This is a genomic window from Desulfovibrio sp. JC022 (assembly GCF_010470665.1).
Classification (GTDB): domain Bacteria; phylum Desulfobacterota; class Desulfovibrionia; order Desulfovibrionales; family Desulfovibrionaceae; genus Maridesulfovibrio.
In genome coordinates, this window is sequence record NZ_VOPZ01000002.1 from 357,139 (window position 1) to 378,401 (window position 21,263).

Annotated in this window: 20 protein-coding genes and 7 tRNA genes; 8 read left to right on the forward strand and 19 right to left on the reverse strand. The window is 47.5% G+C overall.

Going from position 1 to position 21,263, the window contains the following annotated elements:
• Window positions 1–6 precede the first annotated feature (6 nt).
• The 5 genes from FMS18_RS04655 to FMS18_RS04675 all read left to right on the forward strand — a co-directional run bounded on the left by FMS18_RS04655 (window position 7) and on the right by FMS18_RS04675 (window position 2,850).
• Complete coding sequence (locus tag FMS18_RS04655) at window positions 7–390, forward strand: chemotaxis response regulator CheY (RefSeq protein WP_136674900.1); 384 nt, start codon at window positions 7–9, stop codon at window positions 388–390.
• Window positions 391–493: 103 nt separating this feature from the next.
• Complete coding sequence (gene fliL / locus FMS18_RS04660) at window positions 494–1,198, forward strand: flagellar basal body-associated protein FliL (RefSeq protein ID WP_163292585.1); 705 nt, start codon at window positions 494–496, stop codon at window positions 1,196–1,198.
• 5 nt (window positions 1,199–1,203) lie between these two features.
• A complete protein-coding gene (locus FMS18_RS04665) occupies window positions 1,204–1,527 on the forward strand; it encodes a hypothetical protein (RefSeq protein WP_163292586.1) in 324 nt (107 codons plus the stop codon).
• 72 nt (window positions 1,528–1,599) lie between these two features.
• Window positions 1,600–2,010, forward strand: coding sequence for a hypothetical protein (locus FMS18_RS04670; protein WP_136674902.1), 411 nt, complete (start codon window positions 1,600–1,602; stop codon window positions 2,008–2,010).
• Between the two features lie 6 nt (window positions 2,011–2,016).
• Window positions 2,017–2,850: a hypothetical protein gene (locus tag FMS18_RS04675; RefSeq protein WP_163292587.1), complete on the forward strand. Its 834-nt coding sequence runs from the start codon at window positions 2,017–2,019 to the stop codon at window positions 2,848–2,850.
• On the opposite strand, the gene FMS18_RS04680 is transcribed toward FMS18_RS04675, so the two are convergent.
• The 16 genes from FMS18_RS04680 to FMS18_RS04755 form a co-directional block, all read right to left on the reverse strand.
• Entirely contained in the window at window positions 2,847–4,979 is a 2,133-nt protein-coding gene (locus tag FMS18_RS04680; protein WP_163292588.1) for a methyl-accepting chemotaxis protein, read from the reverse strand. The two genes, FMS18_RS04675 and FMS18_RS04680, sit on opposite strands and share 4 nt — an antisense overlap.
• Before the next feature lie 168 nt (window positions 4,980–5,147).
• A complete protein-coding gene (gene lpxC, locus FMS18_RS04685; RefSeq protein ID WP_163292589.1) occupies window positions 5,148–6,074 on the reverse strand; it encodes a UDP-3-O-acyl-N-acetylglucosamine deacetylase in 927 nt (308 codons plus the stop codon).
• Between the two features lie 175 nt (window positions 6,075–6,249).
• Window positions 6,250–7,113 carry a peptide chain release factor N(5)-glutamine methyltransferase gene (prmC, locus tag FMS18_RS04690; protein ID WP_163292590.1) on the reverse strand — a complete coding sequence of 288 codons (864 nt, stop codon included), beginning with the start codon at window positions 7,111–7,113 and terminating at the stop codon, window positions 6,250–6,252.
• A 74-nt stretch (window positions 7,114–7,187) separates the two neighbouring features.
• Complete coding sequence (prfA, locus tag FMS18_RS04695) at window positions 7,188–8,258, reverse strand: peptide chain release factor 1 (protein WP_163292591.1); 1,071 nt, start codon at window positions 8,256–8,258, stop codon at window positions 7,188–7,190.
• Entirely contained in the window at window positions 8,258–9,187 is a 930-nt protein-coding gene (locus FMS18_RS04700) for a DUF1385 domain-containing protein (protein WP_163292701.1), read from the reverse strand. Before FMS18_RS04700 ends, prfA begins: the two co-directional genes overlap by 1 nt.
• Window positions 9,188–9,450: 263 nt before the next feature.
• A complete protein-coding gene (gene rpmE / locus FMS18_RS04705) occupies window positions 9,451–9,681 on the reverse strand; it encodes a 50S ribosomal protein L31 (RefSeq protein ID WP_136674908.1) in 231 nt (76 codons plus the stop codon).
• Window positions 9,682–9,997: 316 nt separating this feature from the next.
• On the reverse strand, window positions 9,998–10,315 hold the full coding sequence (locus FMS18_RS04710) for a TusE/DsrC/DsvC family sulfur relay protein (RefSeq protein ID WP_163292023.1): 318 nt from the start codon (window positions 10,313–10,315) through the stop codon (window positions 9,998–10,000).
• A 199-nt stretch (window positions 10,316–10,514) separates the two neighbouring features.
• Entirely contained in the window at window positions 10,515–12,242 is a 1,728-nt protein-coding gene (locus tag FMS18_RS04715; protein WP_163292592.1) for a YcaO-like family protein, read from the reverse strand.
• Entirely contained in the window at window positions 12,242–12,961 is a 720-nt protein-coding gene (locus FMS18_RS04720; protein ID WP_163292593.1) for a methyltransferase, read from the reverse strand. The genes FMS18_RS04715 and FMS18_RS04720 overlap by 1 nt, the downstream gene beginning before the upstream one ends.
• A gap of 185 nt (window positions 12,962–13,146) precedes the next feature.
• Window positions 13,147–13,221 (reverse strand) — tRNA-Gly (locus tag FMS18_RS04725).
• A 3-nt stretch (window positions 13,222–13,224) separates the two neighbouring features.
• A tRNA-Cys gene (locus tag FMS18_RS04730) sits at window positions 13,225–13,299 on the reverse strand.
• Between the two features lie 14 nt (window positions 13,300–13,313).
• Window positions 13,314–13,388, reverse strand: a tRNA-Gly gene (locus tag FMS18_RS04735).
• Between the two features lie 59 nt (window positions 13,389–13,447).
• A tRNA-Gly gene (locus FMS18_RS04740) sits at window positions 13,448–13,522 on the reverse strand.
• A 64-nt stretch (window positions 13,523–13,586) separates the two neighbouring features.
• Window positions 13,587–13,661: transfer RNA gene (locus FMS18_RS04745), tRNA-Gly, on the reverse strand.
• A gap of 3 nt (window positions 13,662–13,664) precedes the next feature.
• A tRNA-Cys gene (locus tag FMS18_RS04750) sits at window positions 13,665–13,739 on the reverse strand.
• A 12-nt stretch (window positions 13,740–13,751) separates the two neighbouring features.
• Window positions 13,752–13,826: transfer RNA gene (locus FMS18_RS04755), tRNA-Gly, on the reverse strand.
• 366 nt (window positions 13,827–14,192) lie between these two features.
• Here FMS18_RS04755 and dksA point away from each other — a divergent pair.
• Together dksA and FMS18_RS04765 are read left to right on the forward strand one after the other, a co-directional pair.
• Entirely contained in the window at window positions 14,193–14,555 is a 363-nt protein-coding gene (dksA, locus tag FMS18_RS04760) for an RNA polymerase-binding protein DksA (RefSeq protein ID WP_163292594.1), read from the forward strand.
• A 16-nt stretch (window positions 14,556–14,571) separates the two neighbouring features.
• Window positions 14,572–16,083 (forward strand): NFACT RNA binding domain-containing protein, encoded by a 1,512-nt coding sequence (locus FMS18_RS04765; protein ID WP_163292595.1) that lies wholly within the window; start codon window positions 14,572–14,574, stop codon window positions 16,081–16,083.
• 9 nt (window positions 16,084–16,092) lie between these two features.
• On the opposite strand, the gene FMS18_RS04770 is transcribed toward FMS18_RS04765, so the two are convergent.
• Window positions 16,093–17,082, reverse strand: coding sequence for a hypothetical protein (locus FMS18_RS04770; RefSeq protein WP_163292596.1), 990 nt, complete (start codon window positions 17,080–17,082; stop codon window positions 16,093–16,095).
• Window positions 17,083–17,222: 140 nt separating this feature from the next.
• The gene (locus tag FMS18_RS04775) at window positions 17,223–19,862 is read right to left on the reverse strand and encodes a hypothetical protein (RefSeq protein ID WP_163292597.1); all 2,640 of its coding nucleotides are present in this window, start codon (window positions 19,860–19,862) and stop codon (window positions 17,223–17,225) included.
• A gap of 29 nt (window positions 19,863–19,891) precedes the next feature.
• On the opposite strand from FMS18_RS04775, the gene FMS18_RS04780 reads away from it, so the two are divergent.
• Window positions 19,892–20,254 carry a molybdenum cofactor biosynthesis protein MoaE gene (locus tag FMS18_RS04780; protein ID WP_163292598.1) on the forward strand — a complete coding sequence of 121 codons (363 nt, stop codon included), beginning with the start codon at window positions 19,892–19,894 and terminating at the stop codon, window positions 20,252–20,254.
• 50 nt (window positions 20,255–20,304) lie between these two features.
• Here the strand turns inward: FMS18_RS04780 and FMS18_RS04785 are convergent, their stop codons facing one another.
• Window positions 20,305–21,150 carry a glycosyltransferase family 2 protein gene (locus tag FMS18_RS04785; protein WP_368854145.1) on the reverse strand — a complete coding sequence of 282 codons (846 nt, stop codon included), beginning with the start codon at window positions 21,148–21,150 and terminating at the stop codon, window positions 20,305–20,307.
• Window positions 21,151–21,263: the final 113 nt, after the last annotated feature.

The following is a 21,263-nucleotide window of genomic DNA, read 5'->3' on the forward strand; positions in this document are numbered from 1 at the left end:
AAATAAATGGCGATTGATTACTCTATGAAAGTTCTTGTTGTGGATGACTTCGCAACCATGCGTCGTATTATCAAAAACATCCTCCGCCAGATCGGCTTCACAAATATTGTGGAAGCTGATGACGGAACAACTGCATGGGAAACCCTGAATAAAGATGACAGCATCGAGTTCATCGTATCCGACTGGAACATGCCCCAGATGACCGGCATTGAATTGCTGCGCAAAGTAAGAGCAAGTGAAGAATTCGCCGACCTCCCGTTTCTGATGGTTACTGCTGAAGCACAGCAGGAAAACATCATTGAGGCTGTTCAGGCCAAGGTTTCCAACTATATCGTTAAACCTTTCACACCTGACACCCTCGGCCAGAAAATCAATAAAATTTTTGAATAAAAAATTATAATTCAGCGGACATGTCCCGGCATGTCCGCTGAACCTTATTTCAGGCGGCAGCTATAAAACTTCCGTCCGGAACCTCGTCTATCAGGATGCGTGCATGATCTTCCTCGCTGTTGATGATATTGATGAATCTGAATCCGGGGAGGATACTCAATCTTCAGCCCCTGCCAGCAAGGCAGCTCAAAAGGTAGAGCTGGACCTTGATGATGCGCCTTTTCTTGAAGACGAGGACGAAGAAGATGATATTCCGGACGAGGAACCGGAAGAGCTGGATGCTCTTGAAGAAGCACCCACTGAAAAAAAATCAAAAACAAAACTCTTAATTTTTATCGGAATCGGGGTAATAATACTCCTGCTTGCTGCTATTCTGGTAAAACTTTTCTTTTTCGATAGCACCCCACCACCGCCCAAGGAAGAACCTGCCATTGAAGAAACAATGGAGGAAATTCCCATGGAAGTTCCAGATGATACACCGCCTCCGCCGCCGGATGAGCCAGGTGTAACCCTGCTGCGAATGGACCCGTTCTGGATTGAGCAGAAAGACAAAGACAGCCGCACCAGATTTCTCATTGCCCGCTTTGCCATGACCACCACCGACGAACAGGTCGTGGCGGAATACGGACGCAAAACCCTCATCCTGCGCGATGCGGTATATTTCTACCTCAAAAATAAAGATTTACAATTTTTAGCCGATGAGAAGAATGTAGAGAAACTAAAAAAAGACCTGCTCATGGTTATCAATCAATATATTGTAGCAGGTGAATTTGAGAAAATCCTCTTTGAGGAGTATCTCGTGAGGTAAAAGTCATGCCCGGCCCTGTGGATATGCCCCTGATCATTTCGCAGCTTGCAAATGTACAGAAGATTTCCAACTCTGAAGCTACCAAGGCTGGGCTTCAGCAGACCCTCATGATCAATCCTGAAGAGCAGGACAAAAACAAAAAAGCCCAATCGCAAGTCCAGAAGACCGAAAAAGACGAAGCTGCCATCTCCGTCAAAGACGAGGACGGCAACAAGGGCGGTCAGCCGCATTCCGGACGCAAAAGAAAGAAAAAAGAAGAAGAGCCGGAAGATGAGACTCAGCCCAAGAAGTCCCCATGGTCCGGCAATATCATCAATGTAAAGATTTGATCCCCCTATTGCCCTTCTTCATCAAACAAGGCAAACTGTTACGGATTCAACGAACCTCTACCTTAGCAAACTATGACTGTATTCCTGCTCATTTTCTTTTCCGTAACTGAGATAGCCCTGCTTATCGCTGTGATCTTTTTCTTCCTCAGGCTGCGCAAGTCCGAAGAACTGGTCACCCAGCTCCAGAGCAAGCAGGAAGAATTCATCAAAAAACTCCAGTTTAACACCCAGCTCGAAAACGAACTGATGAATACCTTTGCCGAGAGGCAGGAAGAACTGGCTCAGCTGGATATGATGCTGGATCGCAAATCCAAAAAGCTGAAAAAGATCCTAGCTCAAGCCGAAGAATTTTCACGATCGCCGCAGTTCCTGCGTCAGATAATCCTTACCGGACACAAGGAAGGAAAGCCCGTCAGCAGGCTCGCCAAAGCTACCGGGCTGTCTATTGAAGAAGTAGAACTGATTCTTGATCAGCATAGTTAATTTACTATGAAAATTTCTAAATATGGACATAGAAGCTTCGGCGGAGGCGGCAAGAAATCCTCTGCACGCTCTACCATGTTCCGCAAAAAGTTTTCCGTGGGCGACATCCTGCAAGGCAAATTGATTAACTGGTATCAACCTAAGCTGGGCTGGGTTGTTATACAGGATCTCGAACTCCTGGCCAGCATACAGACTAACGCTGCTCCCGGCGATATCCTCACCTTCCATGTACAACAGCTTTATCCAGAAATTATCCTCAAAGAAATAAACCCGGACCATCTGAACGGTCAGGGAGTGTACATAAATCCTGCCGGGGTAACCCGTGAATTCGTCAGTCTCCGAGCCTCATTCCAATCTCAGGCCAGCTCTATTTTTAAGCAAATAAACAAAGAGAGAATTGCCAGTGCGGAAAAACGAAAGGAAAAATTCTTAAGCCTGCTGGAAAAAGAGATAAAAACAGCGGTCCTTTTTTTCAAAACACTCGAATGCACAGCAAAACTAAATTCGGTACTCAGCTCAACAAAACTATACTACATGCCGTGGCTGGTTCCCTGCGGACTCAATCAGGAAATAGTGCTCAAAACCAGAACGGATGCGGATAACCCCGACAACTCATTCTACGAGCTTCTCTACTCTCTGGATCTGCCCCCTGCCGTCCCGGCACGTTTTAAAGTCATGTACAAAAAGCCTCAATGCGGATTCAAGCTGCTGGCAGATGACCCGCGCCTGAGATCCTTGCTGGAACCAAAATTAAAGGACTCATTTCCTGAATTTCTAGGCACGGAACACATCCCGCCCCACATTGCAGGCGGGATTCTCTCCGAACTTCTCTCCGGCTAATCCTGATCAACCTGAAAAGCCGCCACTTCCTCTTCAAGACTGGAAACAGAGCTTGAGAGCTGTTCCGTAATAGACACGAATTCTGTAAGGGCATCCTTGGTCTGAATGGAAGTCTCACTAAGTTGAATCATGGCCTTGCTGATCTGCTCCGCTCCTTCGCTCTGGTTCTGCATCCCTTCGTTCACGGACTCAAAACGCGGAGTGAGGGTCTGAACCTGTGTTACTACGCCTGAAATTCCATCACCAAGCAAAGCGACATTGCTGACCCCGGTCTCAACCTGCTTGCGGAACTTATCCATCTCCATGACCCCGGCCGAAACTGCGGAAAGCATCTCAGCCACGATCTTCTCGATATCAAGGGTGGACATGGCTGTCTGGTCAGCAAGCTTGCGGATTTCACGAGCTACAACTGAAAACCCCTGTCCGAATTCCCCGGCTTTTTCGGCCTCAATTGCCGCATTCAAGGAAAGCAGGTTAATCTGCTCTGAAATCTTGGAAATGGAAGTTACCACTGAACTGATATTGGCAGCCTTGGAGTTGATAACTGAAAGCTTGGAAAAAATACCGCCCGAAGCATCACGCATGGCATCCATGGTTACGCCCATTTCACCAAGATCGTGTACTCCCTGAGCTGCCAGCTCTCCCGTGGAAACAGCTACGGTGGTCGACTCATTCATAGTCCGGGCAAGTTCCTGTGAAGTAGCTGAGATCTCACGCGAAGAACTCCCAAGCTCCTGAGTTGCCGCAGCCTGATTTTCAACAGCAGCTTCCAACTGGTTAATAGCGGTACCAAGTTTTAAGGCTGACCCGGTAACCTGATCCCCGGAAACCTGTACCTGACTGACCAGCGAATTCAAGGTCAGCAACATGGTATGGATGGATTTTACAAGGTGATCAACTTCATCAAACCGTTTTTCCTTTCCAGTCTCAAAGGATTCAACGACCTTCTTCAAATGCCCCTTGTCCGTAGCCATGGCAAAAACCCTTTTGGCTTCCCGCAAATCTCCTTGCGAAACATGATAGGCGACTCTAGACACACTGCGGATAGGCAAACAAATTCTGCGAATCACGTAATAAATGACCCCGATGGTCAACAGCAGGATAATAAAACTGATAGCTCCCTGCTTTACAATCAAATCCCTAACAGGTGCGTAAATCTCTTTCATGGGCACGGTCGAAGCAACAAACCAGCCAAGGGGGGCGAAATAATGCACATAGGACTGCCTTCTGACAATTTCACCGTCCTGACGGCGGACCTTGTAATCCAACCGCCATTCCCCAAGTTTACCGACCTCTTTCAAATCATGAATCAAAGTGTTTCCGGTTTTCAAATTCAAAGTCTTGGCAAACTCAGGCCCGGCACCTCTTGGAGGAACAAGCACCTTCTTGTCATTATCAAAAAGAAACAAGCGTCCTGTTTCAGCCAGACGAATCTGGGAAAATCCCTTACGCATGTCATGAAGCAGATCCTGCTTCTGGCGCTCCACAGAAGCCTCAATATCATCAACATACGCCCCGGTTCCGATTATCCATTTCCACTTTGAAAACCCCTTTACATAAAGGATCTTGGAAATAGGCTCATCCTCACCCAGACGGGTCCAGAGCAACTTTACATATCCGCCACCTTCACGTGTGGCCTTGCGGATCATATCCGGCCCGAATGCATAGCCGTTTATATCAGAAAGATTCGAAAGGTCGCGCCCTTCAAGGGTTCGATCAGGATGAGCCAATGCCTCCAGCTTATCGGTATAAATAAAAAAATAATCATTATTGAAGTATCTGGTATTGCGGGCCAATTTGTATGCAGCCTCTTTGGCTTCCTTTTCACTGAGCTTACCGGACTTATACAATTCGTAATAACTGTCAATTTGCGACATGAAAATAGTCATGGAATCCTTAATGGATTGCCTGCGGTCATCAAAAGCATGCTTCCGGTACCGATCAAGAGATTGATACCCTTCCTGAAGATAGAGCATCCCCATCCTGATGGTATTGCGAGCAGTGCGGCCCTGTGCATTGGTCATATCCTCTTCAACAGTAGAGCTTGTGAACAGCAAAGTAACCAGAGTGGAAGCAATGACGACAGCTGCAACTATATATGAAATTCTAGTACTGATTGACCGTAACATGGATTCTCCTTGAATATATAAATACCGACAGGCTTTTAAAATCAATACAGCCATTTTTACCGCTGCATAGAGTGGAGTCAAGCCCGTCCCGTAAATATCTGCATAACAGCACAAAAAAAGACCCACCAAAAAAGGCGGGCCTTAATAATATCAGGACATAATTTGCGACTATGCAGGCGCGGGAACAGCTTCCGGGGCGACCGGATTAAAAACTTTCCCCTCAACCTTGCCGGCTACAGGTTCGAGTGCGCGTTCTTCGAGATAATCTACTGCATTTTCATGCAGATATCTAAGGAAAGAATTGTTCAGGGCATGACCTGAAGCGTAAACTTCAAAACGGCCCTGCAACGGCATTTCAAGAACAGCCATATCGCCGATGAAATCAAGCATCTTGTGTCTTACAAACTCATCTACAAAACGGAGTCCGTCTTCATTAAGGATACCGTAATCATCAAGAACAACGGCATTATCAAGAGAACCGCCCAAAGCAAGACCGTTGGCATGCAGATATTCAACTTCCTTAAGGAAACCGAAGGTTCTGGCTTTTGCCAGTTCATCCATAAAAACATCAGGAGTAATTTCAAGAGAGAGGGTCTGTTTGCCGATCTGGGGATGCTCAAAATCAATGGTGTAATCAACGGCGAACCCATCATGAGGAAAAGCTCTGACGTATTTGCCGTCCTGCTCGAAATTGATAGATTTGGTCACAGCCAGAACCTTGCGGGACTTCAAAAGCTCACGCACTCCGGCCTGACGGAGCAGATATACAAAAGGTCCGGCACTGCCGTCCATGATGGGCAGTTCGTTACCTCTTACTTCAACATGAATATTGTCAATGCCCATTCCGCGAACAGCGGCGAGCAGATGCTCAACAGTGGAAACAGAATCCTGCCCGTTACCGAGGGTAGTGGCAAGTCCGGTGGCTACAACCAGATTAGGATTGGGAGTAATAAAAGAGCTTCCGGAACCGGTATGAAGTGAAAAAAGGATTCCGGTATCTTCTACAGCAGGCCTGAGTACGATTTCCACCTGCTTACCGCTGTGAAGGCCGATACCCTTGCATCTTACTGTATTCTGAATAGTTGTTTGTAGCATATTATCTCCTGTTGCCCTTAATTCTAGCAAATACTATACCACATCTACCCGTACTCATAAACAACTGTTTTAACATATCTTTTACTTTGAAATTTATTTCACAAAGTGTAACTAGTTGTATTTTTACAACAACCTGAAACATTCACTGTGGTTTTTTTGCAAACATGCAGCAAAGCTATCTCTTTTTTGCCACAACGATCCGATCATGCCCGGATAAGTCTTTCAAGACCTCCACACGCCCGGAAAACTCCACACAAGAGTCAAAAATATCATGAGCCACCCGCCCCTGAAGATAACCGATCTCCATAAAGACCCCGCCGCCCTGCTTAAGAGCATCTGCGATACGCGGAACACTGCCTTTTATATCTTCGTCTCCGTCAGGACCGCTGACCAAAGCGGAAACAGGCTCAAATTCAGCAACTTCATAACTGATCTCATCAAGCTCAGCGTCACAAAGATAGGGAGGATTAGCCAGAATCAGGTCAAATCTTGCGTCTACCAGCAGCGACTCATTAAAATCGGCCCGCACAAACTGCACCCTGTCCGCAACGCCATGCAACCGCGCGTTATCATGCGCTATCTCCAAAGCGGCAGGACTCAAATCAACTGCCACTCCACGCGCATTAGGAAAAAGCTTTGCCACAGTGACTGCCAGAATTCCTGATCCGGTCCCGAAGTCAGCAAAAATGAATTCATCATCCGCTCCAAACAACTCCTGAACCTTCTCAACCATTTCCTCGGTCTCAGGGCGCGGAATCAGCACACCGGGACCGACCTTGAATTCCAATCCGAAAAATTCTTTCACACCCAGAATATATGCCGCCGGTTCGCCTTTAGCCCTGCGTTTTATCAGTTCATAAAACTCCGCAACCATCGCTGAATCAAACAAGCTCTCCAGCTCCATAATTAATTCTACACGACTCAACGAAAAAACCTTTTCGGCAAATAACTGCGCAGACAAGGCAGGAGAATCCACCCCGACTTCATTCAATAAAGCAGTGGCTTTGGATATAACTTCTTTTAATTTTTGATCAGCCAAACCCAATCTCCCGAAAACAAAAAAAGCGAGATATTTCGAAAAACATCTCGCTCAAATATTCTAAACTAAAAAGATCAGTCCTGAGCCTGCTGCTTGAGAGCTTCAGACTGATAATGACCGACAAGTGCATCAACAACTTCGTTCATATCCCCTTCCATAATAGCATCAAGCTTGTAGAGGGTCAGGTTGATGCGGTGATCAGTGATTCTGCCCTGCGGAAAGTTGTAGGTACGGATACGTTCGGAACGGTCACCGGAACCGACCTGTGCGCGACGCTGCTCAGCCATTTCAGCATGCTGCTTGTCCTGCTCAGCCTGTAACAGACGTGAACAAAGAACCTTCATAGCCTTGGCCTTGTTTTTGTGCTGGGACTTTTCATCCTGACAGATAACAACCAACCCGGTGGGAAGGTGAGTGATGCGAATAGCGGAGTCAGTAGTGTTAACAGACTGACCGCCGGGACCGGAAGCACGGAATACATCGATGCGCAAGTCTTCATTGCGAACCTGTACGTCAACTTCCTCTGCTTCAGGCATGATTGCCACGGTAGCTGCGGAAGTATGGATGCGGCCCTGAGTTTCAGTCGCAGGCACACGCTGAACACGATGGGTACCGGACTCGTACTTCATCTTGGAATAAATACGGCTACCGCTGATGGCAGCAATGATTTCCTTGAAACCGCCTGTCCCGGTAGGGTTGGAGTTCAAAACTTCAACCTTCCAGCCGTTGGCATCTGCAAAGCGAGAATACATGCGGAAAAGATCGGCAGCAAAAAGGGCTGCTTCCTCACCGCCGGTACCACCGCGAATTTCAAGAATGATGTTCTTCCCGTCCATAGGATCCTTGGGCAGCAGGAGAAGCTTAAGCTCTTCCTCCAGCTTAGGCAGACGGGCCTTGATCTCAGAAATTTCCATCTCAGCCATTTCGCGGATTTCAGGATCGGAATCAGCGGCCATTTCCTTGTTATCTTCAAGGTCGGAGGCAAGCTGTTTGTATTCACGGAAAGCAGCCACAACTTCACCAAGCTCGGAATGAGCAATGGTTACTTTCTTGTAGCGTTCCTGATTATTATAAACTTCCGGATCTGCAAGCTCCTGCTCCAGATCCATGAAAGAACGTTCAATATCTTCCAATTTGGCAAACATCAGCTGTTTCCTCCATCAGCATCGGCAGCAACCGCCGTCTTAAGTGCCGCGAGAGCAACTTCAATCTGCTCTTCATCCGGCTCACGGGTAGTCAGCAGCTGCATTCCCATTCCGGGCAGGCAAGCGGCCTTGCACAGGGCCTTATCCTCATGCTTGGAAGACGCCTTGATCATCTCGTAGGCGACTGCACTCACAGGAGCCATCAGCAGCAACTTGATACCGACTATATATAAATGTTTAAGCACAAAAGTTTGCGGAGCCCATATGGCAACAATCATGGGGACCAGCACAGTGAAAAGCAGAATACTCACCACCAGCACGAAAAGCAGAAAAGCTGTTCCGCAACGGGGATGAAGCCTGCTGAATTTCTTTATCTCGCAAACATCAAGATCTCCGCCCGCCTCAAAAGCCCAGATAGCCTTGTGCTCCGCACCGTGATATTCAAAAACACGTTTGATATCCGGCACAAATGAAATGGATACAATATAACCGATGAACATGACCATCTTGAAAAAGCCGTCCCAAATGTGAAAACTGAGAGAATCCACACCGCCGGAAACGCCCCACCACTTCATGGCTACAGAAAAAAAGTGCGGCAGCACAACGAAAAGCCCCAACGCAGCACCCAGCGCGACAACCATGGTCAGCACCAGATGAAAGGTGGTCAGCTCGCCATCCTCCTCTTCATCAAGAGCCTGCGTAGCGGAATAATTCAGAGCTTTGACACCGTTAACCATGGTCTCCATAAAAATAGGAAAACCGCGCAGAAAAGGTTTTTTCATGAACGCGGGAGTCATTGAGAACCATGGACGAAGTTCAACAGTAATTTCACCGTCAGGACGACGGACAGCGATGGCGAGATTGTCCTTTGCGCGCATCATAACGCCTTCAATAACAGCCTGTCCGCCAACGGTCTTGGCTGCGGACATCAGAAGAGATGATTTCAAATCCGTTTCCTCACTGTAAGGGGCAGAGGCCCTGTAAAAAATAATGTTTCTCAGGTAAAATAATCATTCACAGCCGTCAAGCAAGACTGAAAATGAAAATCATTACATGAGAATACAGCGGGGAGGGATTAAAAACGTCCCACCCGGCTACGATGCAGGACTTTGAAATATTTCAAAAAAGGACATGCCTCTACCGTACGATACGGCAGAGGCATGTTCAAGCGGCAAAACCGCAAAAATATGAGCTAGTTGCCCTTAACTTTACTTGCTGCGTCGAAGCTACCGAACTTCTTCTTGAAGCGATCGATACGACCAGCGGTATCAACGAAGCGCTGCTTACCAGTGTAGAACGGGTGGCAGTTGGAACAAATTTCAGTGCTCACTTCTTCGCCGATAGTAGAGTACAGTTCAGACTCATAACCGCAGTGACAACGAACAGTTGCCTTATGAAGCTTAGGATGGATATCTTTTTTCATGACTTTCTCCTGTCTTTGTTAACCGTGAAAACAAGGCCGAATACACCTGCACATAATAATACGCAAGCTTTATTTGCCCAGTTCCGCAATTTTTGGTGCAATAAGTTAACAGGCCCGCATGACATACGTCAAGCGGCCGGGGATGAGCAGACAACCAGATGCCTACTGACGATTCAGCTATCAAGCCGGGGCAGTATGTCCCTCCCCCCAACTTCTCTCAATAACCGGACCGTCACCAGTCATCGGCCTGTCAAATTTGAATAAAAAAGGCGGGATCGCGAGGATCCCGCCCAAATATTCTGAAAGCTGTCTGGAACTAAACGCAGCCAGTAGGCTTAGGCAGACCAGCCATCTTACAAGCTCCCTTACCGGGACCGGAGGGGAACAGTTCGTAGATGTGCTTCAGTTTGAAACCAGTTACTTTAGAGAGGATACGCACCATGGGAGCGATACCGTTCTTTTTGTAGTAGTCCTGCAGGAAGTCGATAACTTTCTGGTGTTCTTCGTTGAGTTCTTTGATACCTTCGCCTTCTTTGCAGAAGTCAACCCACTCAGGGCACCAGTCTTCAAACTTCAGGAGGAAACCGTCTTCATCAACGTCAAAGCTCTTGCCCATGAATTCTACGATAGCCATAATAATACTCCTAGGAATATTTACATTTATTACTTTAGGTCCAACCTAAGCTGAACCAGCCATATCCAAAAACAGCGATCCGCTGTTTCACGACTATTTTTCAGCGCAAAATCTCTATACGTTTTTGCTCAAAATGAAATAAGCCTTTAACCCGGTTCTTGTCAATGAAGTTCTGGATAGAACCATATAAAATGACAATTTATTTATCGAGTAATTCCTGAAGATGCGGCAGGGCATATTCAAGGGAGGGATCAAGCTCCAACGCGGTAGTCAGATATTCAATGGCTTCATCATCTTCACCCATAAATTTATGACACAAACCGAGATTTGCAAGATCGGAAGCAGATCCGCTATCCAGCGCAAGTGCTCCCTTAAAATCAACAGCAGCGAGAGCGTAATCTTTGGCCTTGAATTTAGCCACACCGCGCAGGTTGAAATATTCTTTGGCCTCATCATCAAGCTCAATGGCCCGGTCAAGATAAGGAATTGTTTCCGGCCAACGCTCCTCAAGTGAAAGAGCGTAAGCGGTGTAGAACGCAGATAAAGCCTTCTCTTCATCAGCTGGCTGCATCTCTACAGCAACACTGAACATATCCACAGCGCGGGAAGTATCACCGCCACGCAGAGCCAGCATACCTTCAAAGAAGGGAATAAAGTACGGCTCATCGTAAATATCACCGATCACATCCAGCCCGTCCCCGGCTATATCAAGAGCTACTTTCTCTGAAAGAATACGGCCCACAAAAAGACCGAGACTGGCGTGCGGAGTGCGTTCACGAAACTGAAAACCAGGCACGAAATTGTAGTTTGCAGACACCCCCAGTTCAGGATGAGTGGTAGCCACAGTGTACAGGGTGTAGCCTTTTTCTTCCAATTGCGCAGCGAACTTCTTCAGCTCGTCATAAATATCATCACTCTCAACAGACGGCAGAGAATTCATCTTCACGCACTGCCCTGCTCCCAGCCAGCCGGTCTGTTCAATCTCGGTAAACTTGGGCAGCCCTGATGCTTCGTACACACGTCCAGTTTCAAAATCCCCGGCCAACTGCGCGACTTCAGTAAAAGCACGGATAGCGGCCTTGCACGGAGAAGCGGAAGTCCCGGCGGTAAAAACAATCTCACTCATACCCGGAAAGCTAGAAGGGTCCCACGCGGTAACCGCAACAGTAGGCAGAGGCATGCCAAACGAAAAATCGTTGATGATGTATTTGATTTCATTGTCATCAAAGCACTTGCAAAGCTTAGAAAGAACCTCGTCTTCACAGGAAGCAGGATCAATAACCGGAACTTCAGGCCGTTCGCGGTCAATTACTGCGCAGACATGCCTTTCAACCAGCTCGCTTGCCCCCTGAAGCACAGACTCTTCAGGAGTATTTCCCGCAGAAGAACCGTTAAACTCGTTAAGAATCTTAAACCAGTCCAGCGGAACATACTCTTCTTCCCCGGTATGGACGTTCAGTGCGGGATAAAAATGCCAGCGCACCAAGTCGAGAATAACCCTGGCCTTGCCGGGGTCCATCTCCTCACCTACGGATTGCAGGATCTTCTCAATAGAAATAACCTTTCCGGGCCAGAGATCCTCTGCTTCACTATAAGTAGCGAGAGTAAAATTATCAGGCTTGGACCAAAAACTGAAAAAACTGAACCGCTCCACCAATTCCATCAGCGCGGAAGCTTCGGCCTGCGCAACGGATGCGCCCTTCCCCATCTGCTTGCGGGTGGGCATCACTTCGCGGGCTTCGTCGCCGCACTCACTGATAAAAACAGGAATTCCGAGGCGTCCGGTATCAATCTTACGGGTACACTTGAGGACACCGTTGCACTTTTCGTCCAGCAGCGCCTTAACCCGTGAGACTGTCTCCTCCGGGGTGACCGCCTTATCCTGATCTTTGGAATAAACTTTGGGACATGATTTAAGTTCCAGCATTACTTCACTCCCATCCTGACCAGAGAAACAATAGACTTGCCTTCCCCTGCATTTCCGGCAAAAGGAACTTCCTGTCTCATCAGACGATAGCTCTCCTTAGTCTGCTCAAAAAATTTCTTTCCGCCACGCTTCTTATCCATAGCCAGCAGCACTTCGGAATCCTTGGCTTCAACCAAATGCCTGCCTATGAATCCGGGCAGAGACTGCGCCACATCGTCGCGATGCAGAATCTCGCACCCTAAAATATAGTTGAACTTTTCTTCCAGATCGGTCTCAGCAAAATCAACTTTGTGCATGCTGATTTTTTCATCAAGCTTATTGCGTGAAGCATTCAAGCGAGCAAAAAGCAGCGCGTCATCATCAGTATCAGCAAGCACAACCTCATAACCGCGGCTGGCAGCGATCATGCCGCAAAGTCCGCCATCAGTACCTACTTCAAGAAACTTTGCACCTTCTGCCGCCTTGAACTTAAGAGCGTAAAACCCCAGCACAAGAGAGGAAGGCCAAATCTTAGCCCAAAGAGGCAGATCAATTTTCTTACCGCCCCTGGCTTTGTTCACGAGCTTATCAAGATATGCAGGCATATCTGCAATCTGGGCCAGTTCAAAAATCTGATCGCCCACCTTAACTTCTTCAAACTTGATCGCACCGAACTTGTTCCGGGCCGCAGCAAGCAGCTCGTCAAAAGTCGCAGTGGGCTGTAACGCTATATTTTTCAAGGAAACCTCCTGAAGGAATATTCGAAATTCATTTCACCTGTCCAAACAGGTAAAACCATACTTCAATGAAGTGGATTTAGTTCCGTAGAGCAAGATGAGTAATCATTAACATGCGGGTGGTCAACATCCGTCATAAAACGCACCAAAAAAAAGGGTCGATCATTTCTGATCGACCCTAAAAATTCTGGAGCGGGAAACGAGATTTGAACTCGCGACTCCAACCTTGGCAAGGTTGTACTCTACCACTGAGTTATTCCCGCTAATGGAGGCGGCATCCAGATTTGAACTGGAGAATGGAGGTTTTGCAGACCTCTGCCTTACCACTTGGCTATGCCGCCTGAAATTTTTTTTTTGGAGCGGGAAACGAGATTTGAACTCGCGACTCCAACCTTGGCAAGGTTGTACTCTACCACTGAGTTATTCCCGCTCAATATCCGTACTACGGAAAGAAAACGGCCTCCCTGAATTAGGAAGGCCTGAAAAATCTGGAGCGGGAAACGAGATTTGAACTCGCGACTCCAACCTTGGCAAGGTTGTACTCTACCACTGAGTTATTCCCGCTCGGGAGTTCTCCTTCAAGTGGTGTGAAGGAAGGACTGCCACAGGGGGCAGCCCGAAAATATAGTGGAGCGGGAAACGAGATTTGAACTCGCGACTCCAACCTTGGCAAGGTTGTACTCTACCACTGAGTTATTCCCGCTCATGGAGGCGACATCCGGATTTGAACCGGAGAATGGAGGTTTTGCAGACCTCTGCCTTACCACTTGGCTATGTCGCCTGAAATTTTCTTTGGAGCGGGAAACGAGATTTGAACTCGCGACTCCAACCTTGGCAAGGTTGTACTCTACCACTGAGTTATTCCCGCTCACAAAAGCGAAGCAGTTTTTAACTTGCAGCCAAAAAACTGTCAACACTTTTTTTAAATTCATTATCTTTCTTGCGTTGCTCTCCGGGGTGAGTGCCGGAGATAAATTAATCAATTATCCAGCCACCTTTAAGCTTGAGAAGTAACGCAATTTATTTTCAAAGAACGACTCGTGCGTCGTTGGGAATGTGTTTAGGGCAGCTGTTTTTTTTTGTCAACCGTTTTAATTTTTTATTTTTTTATTTTTTTTTATCATGCCCTTTACTTCCATACCAACTTTAGGCTAATACCATTCATCTTAAAATATTGTTAGAGTTGGTTTGGTAAATTCGTAACCCCACCTCACTAAAAAGAGAGGTTATCAATATGGAACAGAAAGATATTGAATACTTCCGCGAAACCCTGAACAAGATGCTTGATGACATCCTTCAGAAGGGTCAGGAAACCATCGAAGACATGACAGAATCCGGGGAAACTTATGCTGACCCCGCAGACCGAGCAACCGCCGAGTCCGACCGAGCATTCACTCTCAGACTCAGGGACAGGGAGCGCAAACTTATTAAAAAAATCCAGAAGGCCATTCAGCGTATTGATGATGGAGATTTCGGTATCTGCCACGCCTGTGGTGACGACATCTCCGTTCCAAGGCTCAAGGCCCGCCCGGTAACAACTCTCTGCATTGCCTGTAAGAGCAAGCAGGAGGAAGAAGAACAGAACCGTGGGGATTAAGCCCGGATCAATCTAAATGGACGCACACTTCTTTCGTGCCCTGACCGGCGAACTTGAGGAAAATCTCAAGGGCCGCAGGGTGGAAAAAATATTTGCCCCCGCTGAGGGAGTGTGGACTTTCGCACTCCAATCAAAGGGAGGTAAGGAATATCTTCTATTCAGGCCCGCCAAATCGGTGGGCCTGCTCTTTCTTTCAAGGGTAAAACCGGTCAATCCCCCCAGTCCCCCGTCACAGGTCATGTGGCTGCGCAAACGGCTGGCCGGACGCAGACTTTTTGAAGCCCATCACGACTGGATCAACCTGCGGATCGCCTTTACCCTTTCCCCATGGAAACAACGCGACAAATACCGCTACCTGCTGCTGGACATGAAAAAGGGAGTTTCCCTCATCCATGACCTGCCGGAGGGATTCCCCGCGCCTGTGACATGGCCTTCATACGAAGAGGCCCGTTCGGATGATGAAGTCTGGCGAAACTTCCCGCAGATATCCCCTCCCCTGCGCAAGACCCTGAGCGGTCTTCCTGAAGAAAAAGGACGCAACCTGCTCAACAGGCTTGAAGACGGGATTACCGATCATTTCTATATCTCGGAAAAAAAGGGCGAACTAACTGCCCCGCGTGTCTGGTCAAACCCCAAGGGGGAAGAACAAGCCTACGATTCAGCCATTGAGGCCTCATCCATTTACGGGGAGAAAATACTTTTCCCGGTCATGGAACGTATGGAAAATGCCGAACAACGTAGCACCCTCAAAAGCGGAAAAAAGAAATTCAAAAAGATTTTCAAGCGCATTGAACAGGAAGAGGAGCGGTTACGCTCTATGCAGGCCCGCAAAATTGAGGCCGAAGCCCTGCAAGCGGAAATGTACCGCTTAAAGGATTTGCGCGAACTGGACAGGGTCACGGTCAACCATCCCGAGCATGGAGAGATGGAAGTTGAGCTTGATCCGCTACTAACTCCCGCTGAGAACATGGAAAAAATATTCCGTTTCGCAGCCAAGGCCCAGCGCGGATTCAAACACATGGAACGGCGCAAACAGGAAGTGGAAGCGGAGCATGAGCTGTTCCTGAAGGCCAACCTCATGCCCTCCACGGATAAAGGCCGGAAAAAGAAAAACATCGAGATACCCAAAAAGTACAAAAGTATAGCGGCCTCGCTATTCATCTCATCCGACGGTTTTCTCATGATCCGGGGTAAGAACAGCAAGGCAAATCATGAAATTCTGAGCAAAGTATCTTCGGTTTTTGATTACTGGTTCCACGTGCAGGGAGGTCCCGGTTCTCACGTTATACTCAAGCGCGATCATCCCGGTCAGGAAGTACCAGAACAAACCTTGCGCGAAGCTGCCATACTGGCAGCCCTTAAAAGCTATCGTACTAATGATTCCAAAGCGGACGTGATGTGCGCGCTGGTCAAAGATGTGCGCAAGGTCAAAGGCTGGGCGCATGGGCAGGTAGCTGTAGACAGCGTACTACAGAACCTGCACGTTGATATTGATCAGTCGCTAGAAGAAAAACTGGCTAAGAAATAATTTTAAAAATTAAGCCGTCCGTGAAATTCCTTCCAGCATGGACAGGACTGTGTTCTGTTCCTGCTGAAAACGATTGGCTACACTTTTCTGTACCCGCTCTGTAGAAGATGAGAACTGTCCTTTTCTTTCGCCGTAGATTTCCTTAACCAGATCAGATGGAAAACCTTTGCTTTCGGCATTAGAAGCCAGTTTGTCGATGGCTTTGGCAATCAAGCGGGAGGCTCCGGTGGGCCCGTGTTGAACCGAAGTGGACCAAAGAACCTCACGAACAGGAGCAGGCAGGGTATTCATATCGACCCCGGTCTTTTCAAGAATCATTTTAGCGGCGGGATCGTAGTGACTGCCTTGAATAAAATCATGCTGTAACTTCTCAAACCCTTTGGGATCAGCATCAGCAAGCTGCTTCCAGAGGTCAGGCATGGAGCCGGTTTTTGCCCCGGTATCAGCCGGTCCGGCACCGAGTAACTTGTTGGCAATCTCCGGGGCCTTGTCCTTCAAAAATTGGATAAACTTATCCATGGTCCCGGTCTTGGATGCTATCTGGTACTTGCCGTAGGATGTACCCCCCACACGGTCATAACCGATGGCGGAAACACCCTTGGAACCGGACTCGAATTTAGCGGAGAGATCACCGGAAACAACAGGAATGTCCATTTTTTTGACAGAAATATTATCCGCTGCGGCAGCCTTGGCACGATATGAATTCAAAGCTTGAATGTTCTGCATACCAGCCCCGCCCTGCAATCCTTTTACGGAATTAAGCGCGGTAAGGGCTTCCAGCATAAGCACATCGTTCATGACGCCCATGTCCATGCTGTTGGGCGAAAGCTGATTCTCGGAGCCGCCGGAGAACAGCTTATTGGCCATCATAAGTTCCATATCAAAGGCACCGGCCTTCCCTTTCATGGCGGTAAGGTCAGGAGAGGAATTACCGGCTGTCCCGGAAACATTCCCCAGCATCTTCATCATTGCGGCAATATCATTGGTCACATTATTCATGGCTTCCCTCTGTCAAAAAAAGTATCTTTTTCAACAGATACTGCAGCAAGTATACCAACTCATAAATCGACCCGAAAAATTAAAAAAAGGCCCTTCCGGAAAACATCGGAAGGACCTTTAATTACAACAAAACTGACGAATCAATCATCATCCTTACCGTCATCGATAAGAAAGAGTTCCCTTTTCTTTTTCTCAAAGACAACCGCAGCCCTAAAAGCAGCAACAGCAAGGGCCAAAATACTTAGGATCAGGATCAACCCTTTTTGGAACTCCCACTTCTGACGAATAATCATATCGATAATAAAATTTGATTGGAAATTATTCGAATAGTAGATCAGCAAGGGGATGCACAGCAATGCCAATCCGAGAAAAACAACTTCCAACCAGATAAAACTCCTGCCCAAAAGCATAATGAAAAGGGTTGAATCACGAATAACCCTAAGTGTGACCAGCCTCTTTTTAAGCTTTCCCAAACGGTCATCAATACGATTCAGATAGCGTTGGGTTTTGCGGAATGTTTCCGCCACGTTAAGCTGCTGGGTCTTAATCCAGTAAATCTTATCTGCGCAATAGTTGAAATCACTGTTAAATTCAGTCAATAACTTAGGAAAGGGAAACCATGACGCCTCGCGCTGAACGTCCAGCAATTCCTCACGGTAAATTTCAAGCTTCTTGTTAATGACCTTGATTTCGTATTCAACCCGCTTCTCAATCTCAGCAGTCAACCGCGCTATTCCGCTGGTCAGTTGCCTGAAAGCTACGTAATTTTTTATCTTAGCCAGCTTGTTCATTCGATCCATGAACCGGGCAGCCTCATCAGCAAATTCATGTCCTTCCTCGAACCACTGGGCAATATCCGAAGAAAGAGTGTCCATCCCCGAAGCAACTTCTTTGGCTTCCGCTTCAGCGATTTCCCAAAGCTCGCCCATCTCCTGCAAAACTGTCAGCCTGCCTCGGTCAAGTTCGGGGTCTATAGCCACCCTGTTAAAATAATGAGGATCTTTCTCAATAATATGCGTAAATGTAGAAATGGCCTGTTCAGCAAAGCCCATCTTGACCATACAGACCGCCCGGCGGTATTGAGGTTCCAGCCAGTCAGGACACTTGTTCTGTGCCTTTTTGTAAAGATCACACGCCTCTCCGAACTCCCCCATAACTTCCTGCATCCTGCCTTGCAGGTAAATAAAATACCCCTGCTGCAATGGAGAATAGCAGAGCCTTTCAGCTTCCTGCCAATAAAAATAAGCCTGTTCGAGATCACCACCTTCCAATTCGTAAAATGCCATCAATGAACGTGGCTGATAGCTGCGGCTGAACCGAATCATGGCGTTTTTGATCAAGGTTTCAGCCTCATTTCTGGAACCTCTTTGCAAAGCCTCATAAGCAGACCAGATCAGCTCTCCCTCTTCCGGGCCTTGATCTTTAATTCCAAGGGGCCAATCCTTGCCCCTACAGCGCCAGACCATATAGACCGTGCGCAGCTGGGAAATTGCGTTAATGGCAAAAAGAGCCCGGGTAACAATCCCCTCGTACCCCTTGCCCTTATGCAGGATTCTTGAAAATTCCTCGATAACATTATCTTTTCCCTGCATCTGCAAATCAATGTTCTGAAACCCTTCAGTAAATTTATCACTGTCGATAGCTGCAAGCTGCTTCCAGACAACCGGGTCAAGGCCTGCCAAAGTCCGACTGGGACAATCTGACGAATGATGGTTTTTCATGCCGCAATAAAAACAATCCTCCAGTTCCCCCACGGAAACCCTGCGGGAAATAGTAACCGATACAGCCGACGCACCGATATCATTAACCCCCTGCTTGAGACTTACATGACACCATCCGTCCACATTCTCCTGCTCACTTCCGAAACGGACTTCATTAACCGCGAAATCGTTTCCAAGCAGAAAAGCATCACGATAGCGCAAATGCGGACAATCAGGAGTGAGTTTATCCCAATCAAGGCTGACTTTACGGATTACCTCATCGTTAAAGCTCATATTCATCTGCGGCACCAGAGCCATTACTGAAGGCCAGTATGAAACTTCTTCAGTCAACTCGTTATTTCTTACCCTGCTGATGAGCACAAGCAGTTCACGCAGAAAAGTACGGAGCAGAGAAAAAGAAGCAATAGGAAGAATAACCTTCACTTCCGAAGTTATGTACTGAATGCCCAGCCTCTGAAGCATGACCTGCACTTCAGAAAAAAATGACCGCCAGCCTTTGATGAATTCCTTATCCGAAGGATTGCCGACCGGGATAAGGATAAAATACCAGCTTTGCAGGGAATCGTATCCAAGCCCCTGATCCGGAATCAAAGTCTGCCAGCCGGATTTTGAAATTCCGGTAGGAGTTCGAACATCTTCAAGGTTCAATCCGGCAATAACTTTTACCGAGTCGGAGAGCTTGGGATGAATAGTTATTTCAAATTCGGTGGGAAGTGCTGTTTCCTGAGCAGTAAATTCAGAATCAACCTTAAGTGAAAGATCAAGATTGTAATCGACCAGAAGCGTAGCAGGCATTACCTGGATAAAAAGCTCCATGGGATTAAGTCTGGCCCAGAGTTCAAGGCGGGCCACAACCCGGAAGACATCATCGCTGAAGAAAAACCAGTAAGCCTGATTAGCTTCCTCGCACATACACATGCCGCCGAAATCACGCATACTGCGGACAATGGAGTCTTCCAAAGTCCCCCCCCAGACCATCCAGACGCCAAAACCACGATTGACCATACGAGAATGGCTGACAACCGGGAATTTTTCGAATAAACTTGAAATCGAATACAAAACAACAACTCCTTACCTGCGGAGGAATTATGGACATTTCAAAAAAAATAGCTGAGCTTAAACAAGATCCCGGATTCGCCGAAAATGTAGGCATGGTCCTGATCCATAACGGAGTCGTCCGCGGCTGGTCGCGGGGAACCCGTGAAAAAGTCACCGGCATCGAAATCAAGACCGACCACGATAAAATTGAACAAATCCGCAAGGAACATGAAGAGTTCCCCGGAATCTATAAAATCGTGACCCACGCCAATGAAGGCGTCTTCAAACCCGGAGATGACGTGCTTTTCCTCATCGTAGCGGGCGACATTCGCGAGAACGTCAAGGAATGCCTTTCCAGCCTGCTCGACAGGGTCAAGGCCGAAGCCTTCGGAAAAAAAGAAATTCTCGCCTAATATAATCATTCAAGGGCCGGAGCGTATTTATTCAAATATCCCGGCCCGTTTCATATTTTAATTATTTCAGCAGGTACGACAGTATTTCCGGCCGCGACATCCTGTACCAGCCGCTCCATCTTCGCGGCCTGTCCGTCACGCCCCCTCTTCCTGCATCCGCCGATATAAAAACCGGCCTTACGCTGCAATTCAGCAAGAGCCATGTCATACTCTTCCGCGGAAAGTCCTCCGTCCTGAAGCAGCTTCACTATAGCGTAGATTCTGTATAAATCCAAACACGCTACACTGTTCGACAGCTGATCGGGACGCCCGCCATGTTTTACAGTCAAACGCTCCCGCAAAAGACCTACCGGATATTTTAGCCCGGCCCTGATCCAAAGATCATAGTCCTCGCAGGCGGGCATATCTTCATCAAACGGCCCCAGTTCATCCCAGAACTTACGGCTGAAGATCGCACAGGACGGACTGACCATACACATTTCAAGTGAGCGGTCGAAAAACATTCCTTCGGGCTTTTCATGCTTTTTACATTGATTAACCCGCTTACCCTTACGGATCCAGATTTCATCTGTCTGGCTGATTTCAAAACCGCCCTCTTCCATAAAAGGAATTTGCTTTTTAAGCTTTTCCACCACCCATTCATCGTCAGAATCCAAAAGAGCGATAAATTCACCACACGAATTTGCAATACCGAAATTGCGTGCAGCCGAAACTCCCCTGTTCTCCTGCCAAATGACTTTCAACCGAAGATCGGCATATTCAGCCAACCTATCCGCTGTATCATCTGTGGAGCCGTCATTCACAACCAGACATTCAAAATCCGCAAACTTCTGGGCCAACACGGAGTCCACTGCCCGGCAGACCCGATCCGCACGGTTGTAAGTCGGTATAATCACGGACACTTTCGGCTTATTATTCAACTTATCCAATTAATCACCTACATTATTACAATAAAAATTAACATCGGTACCAAATGGTATTTGATCATGTTAATAAAAAAACATACCCT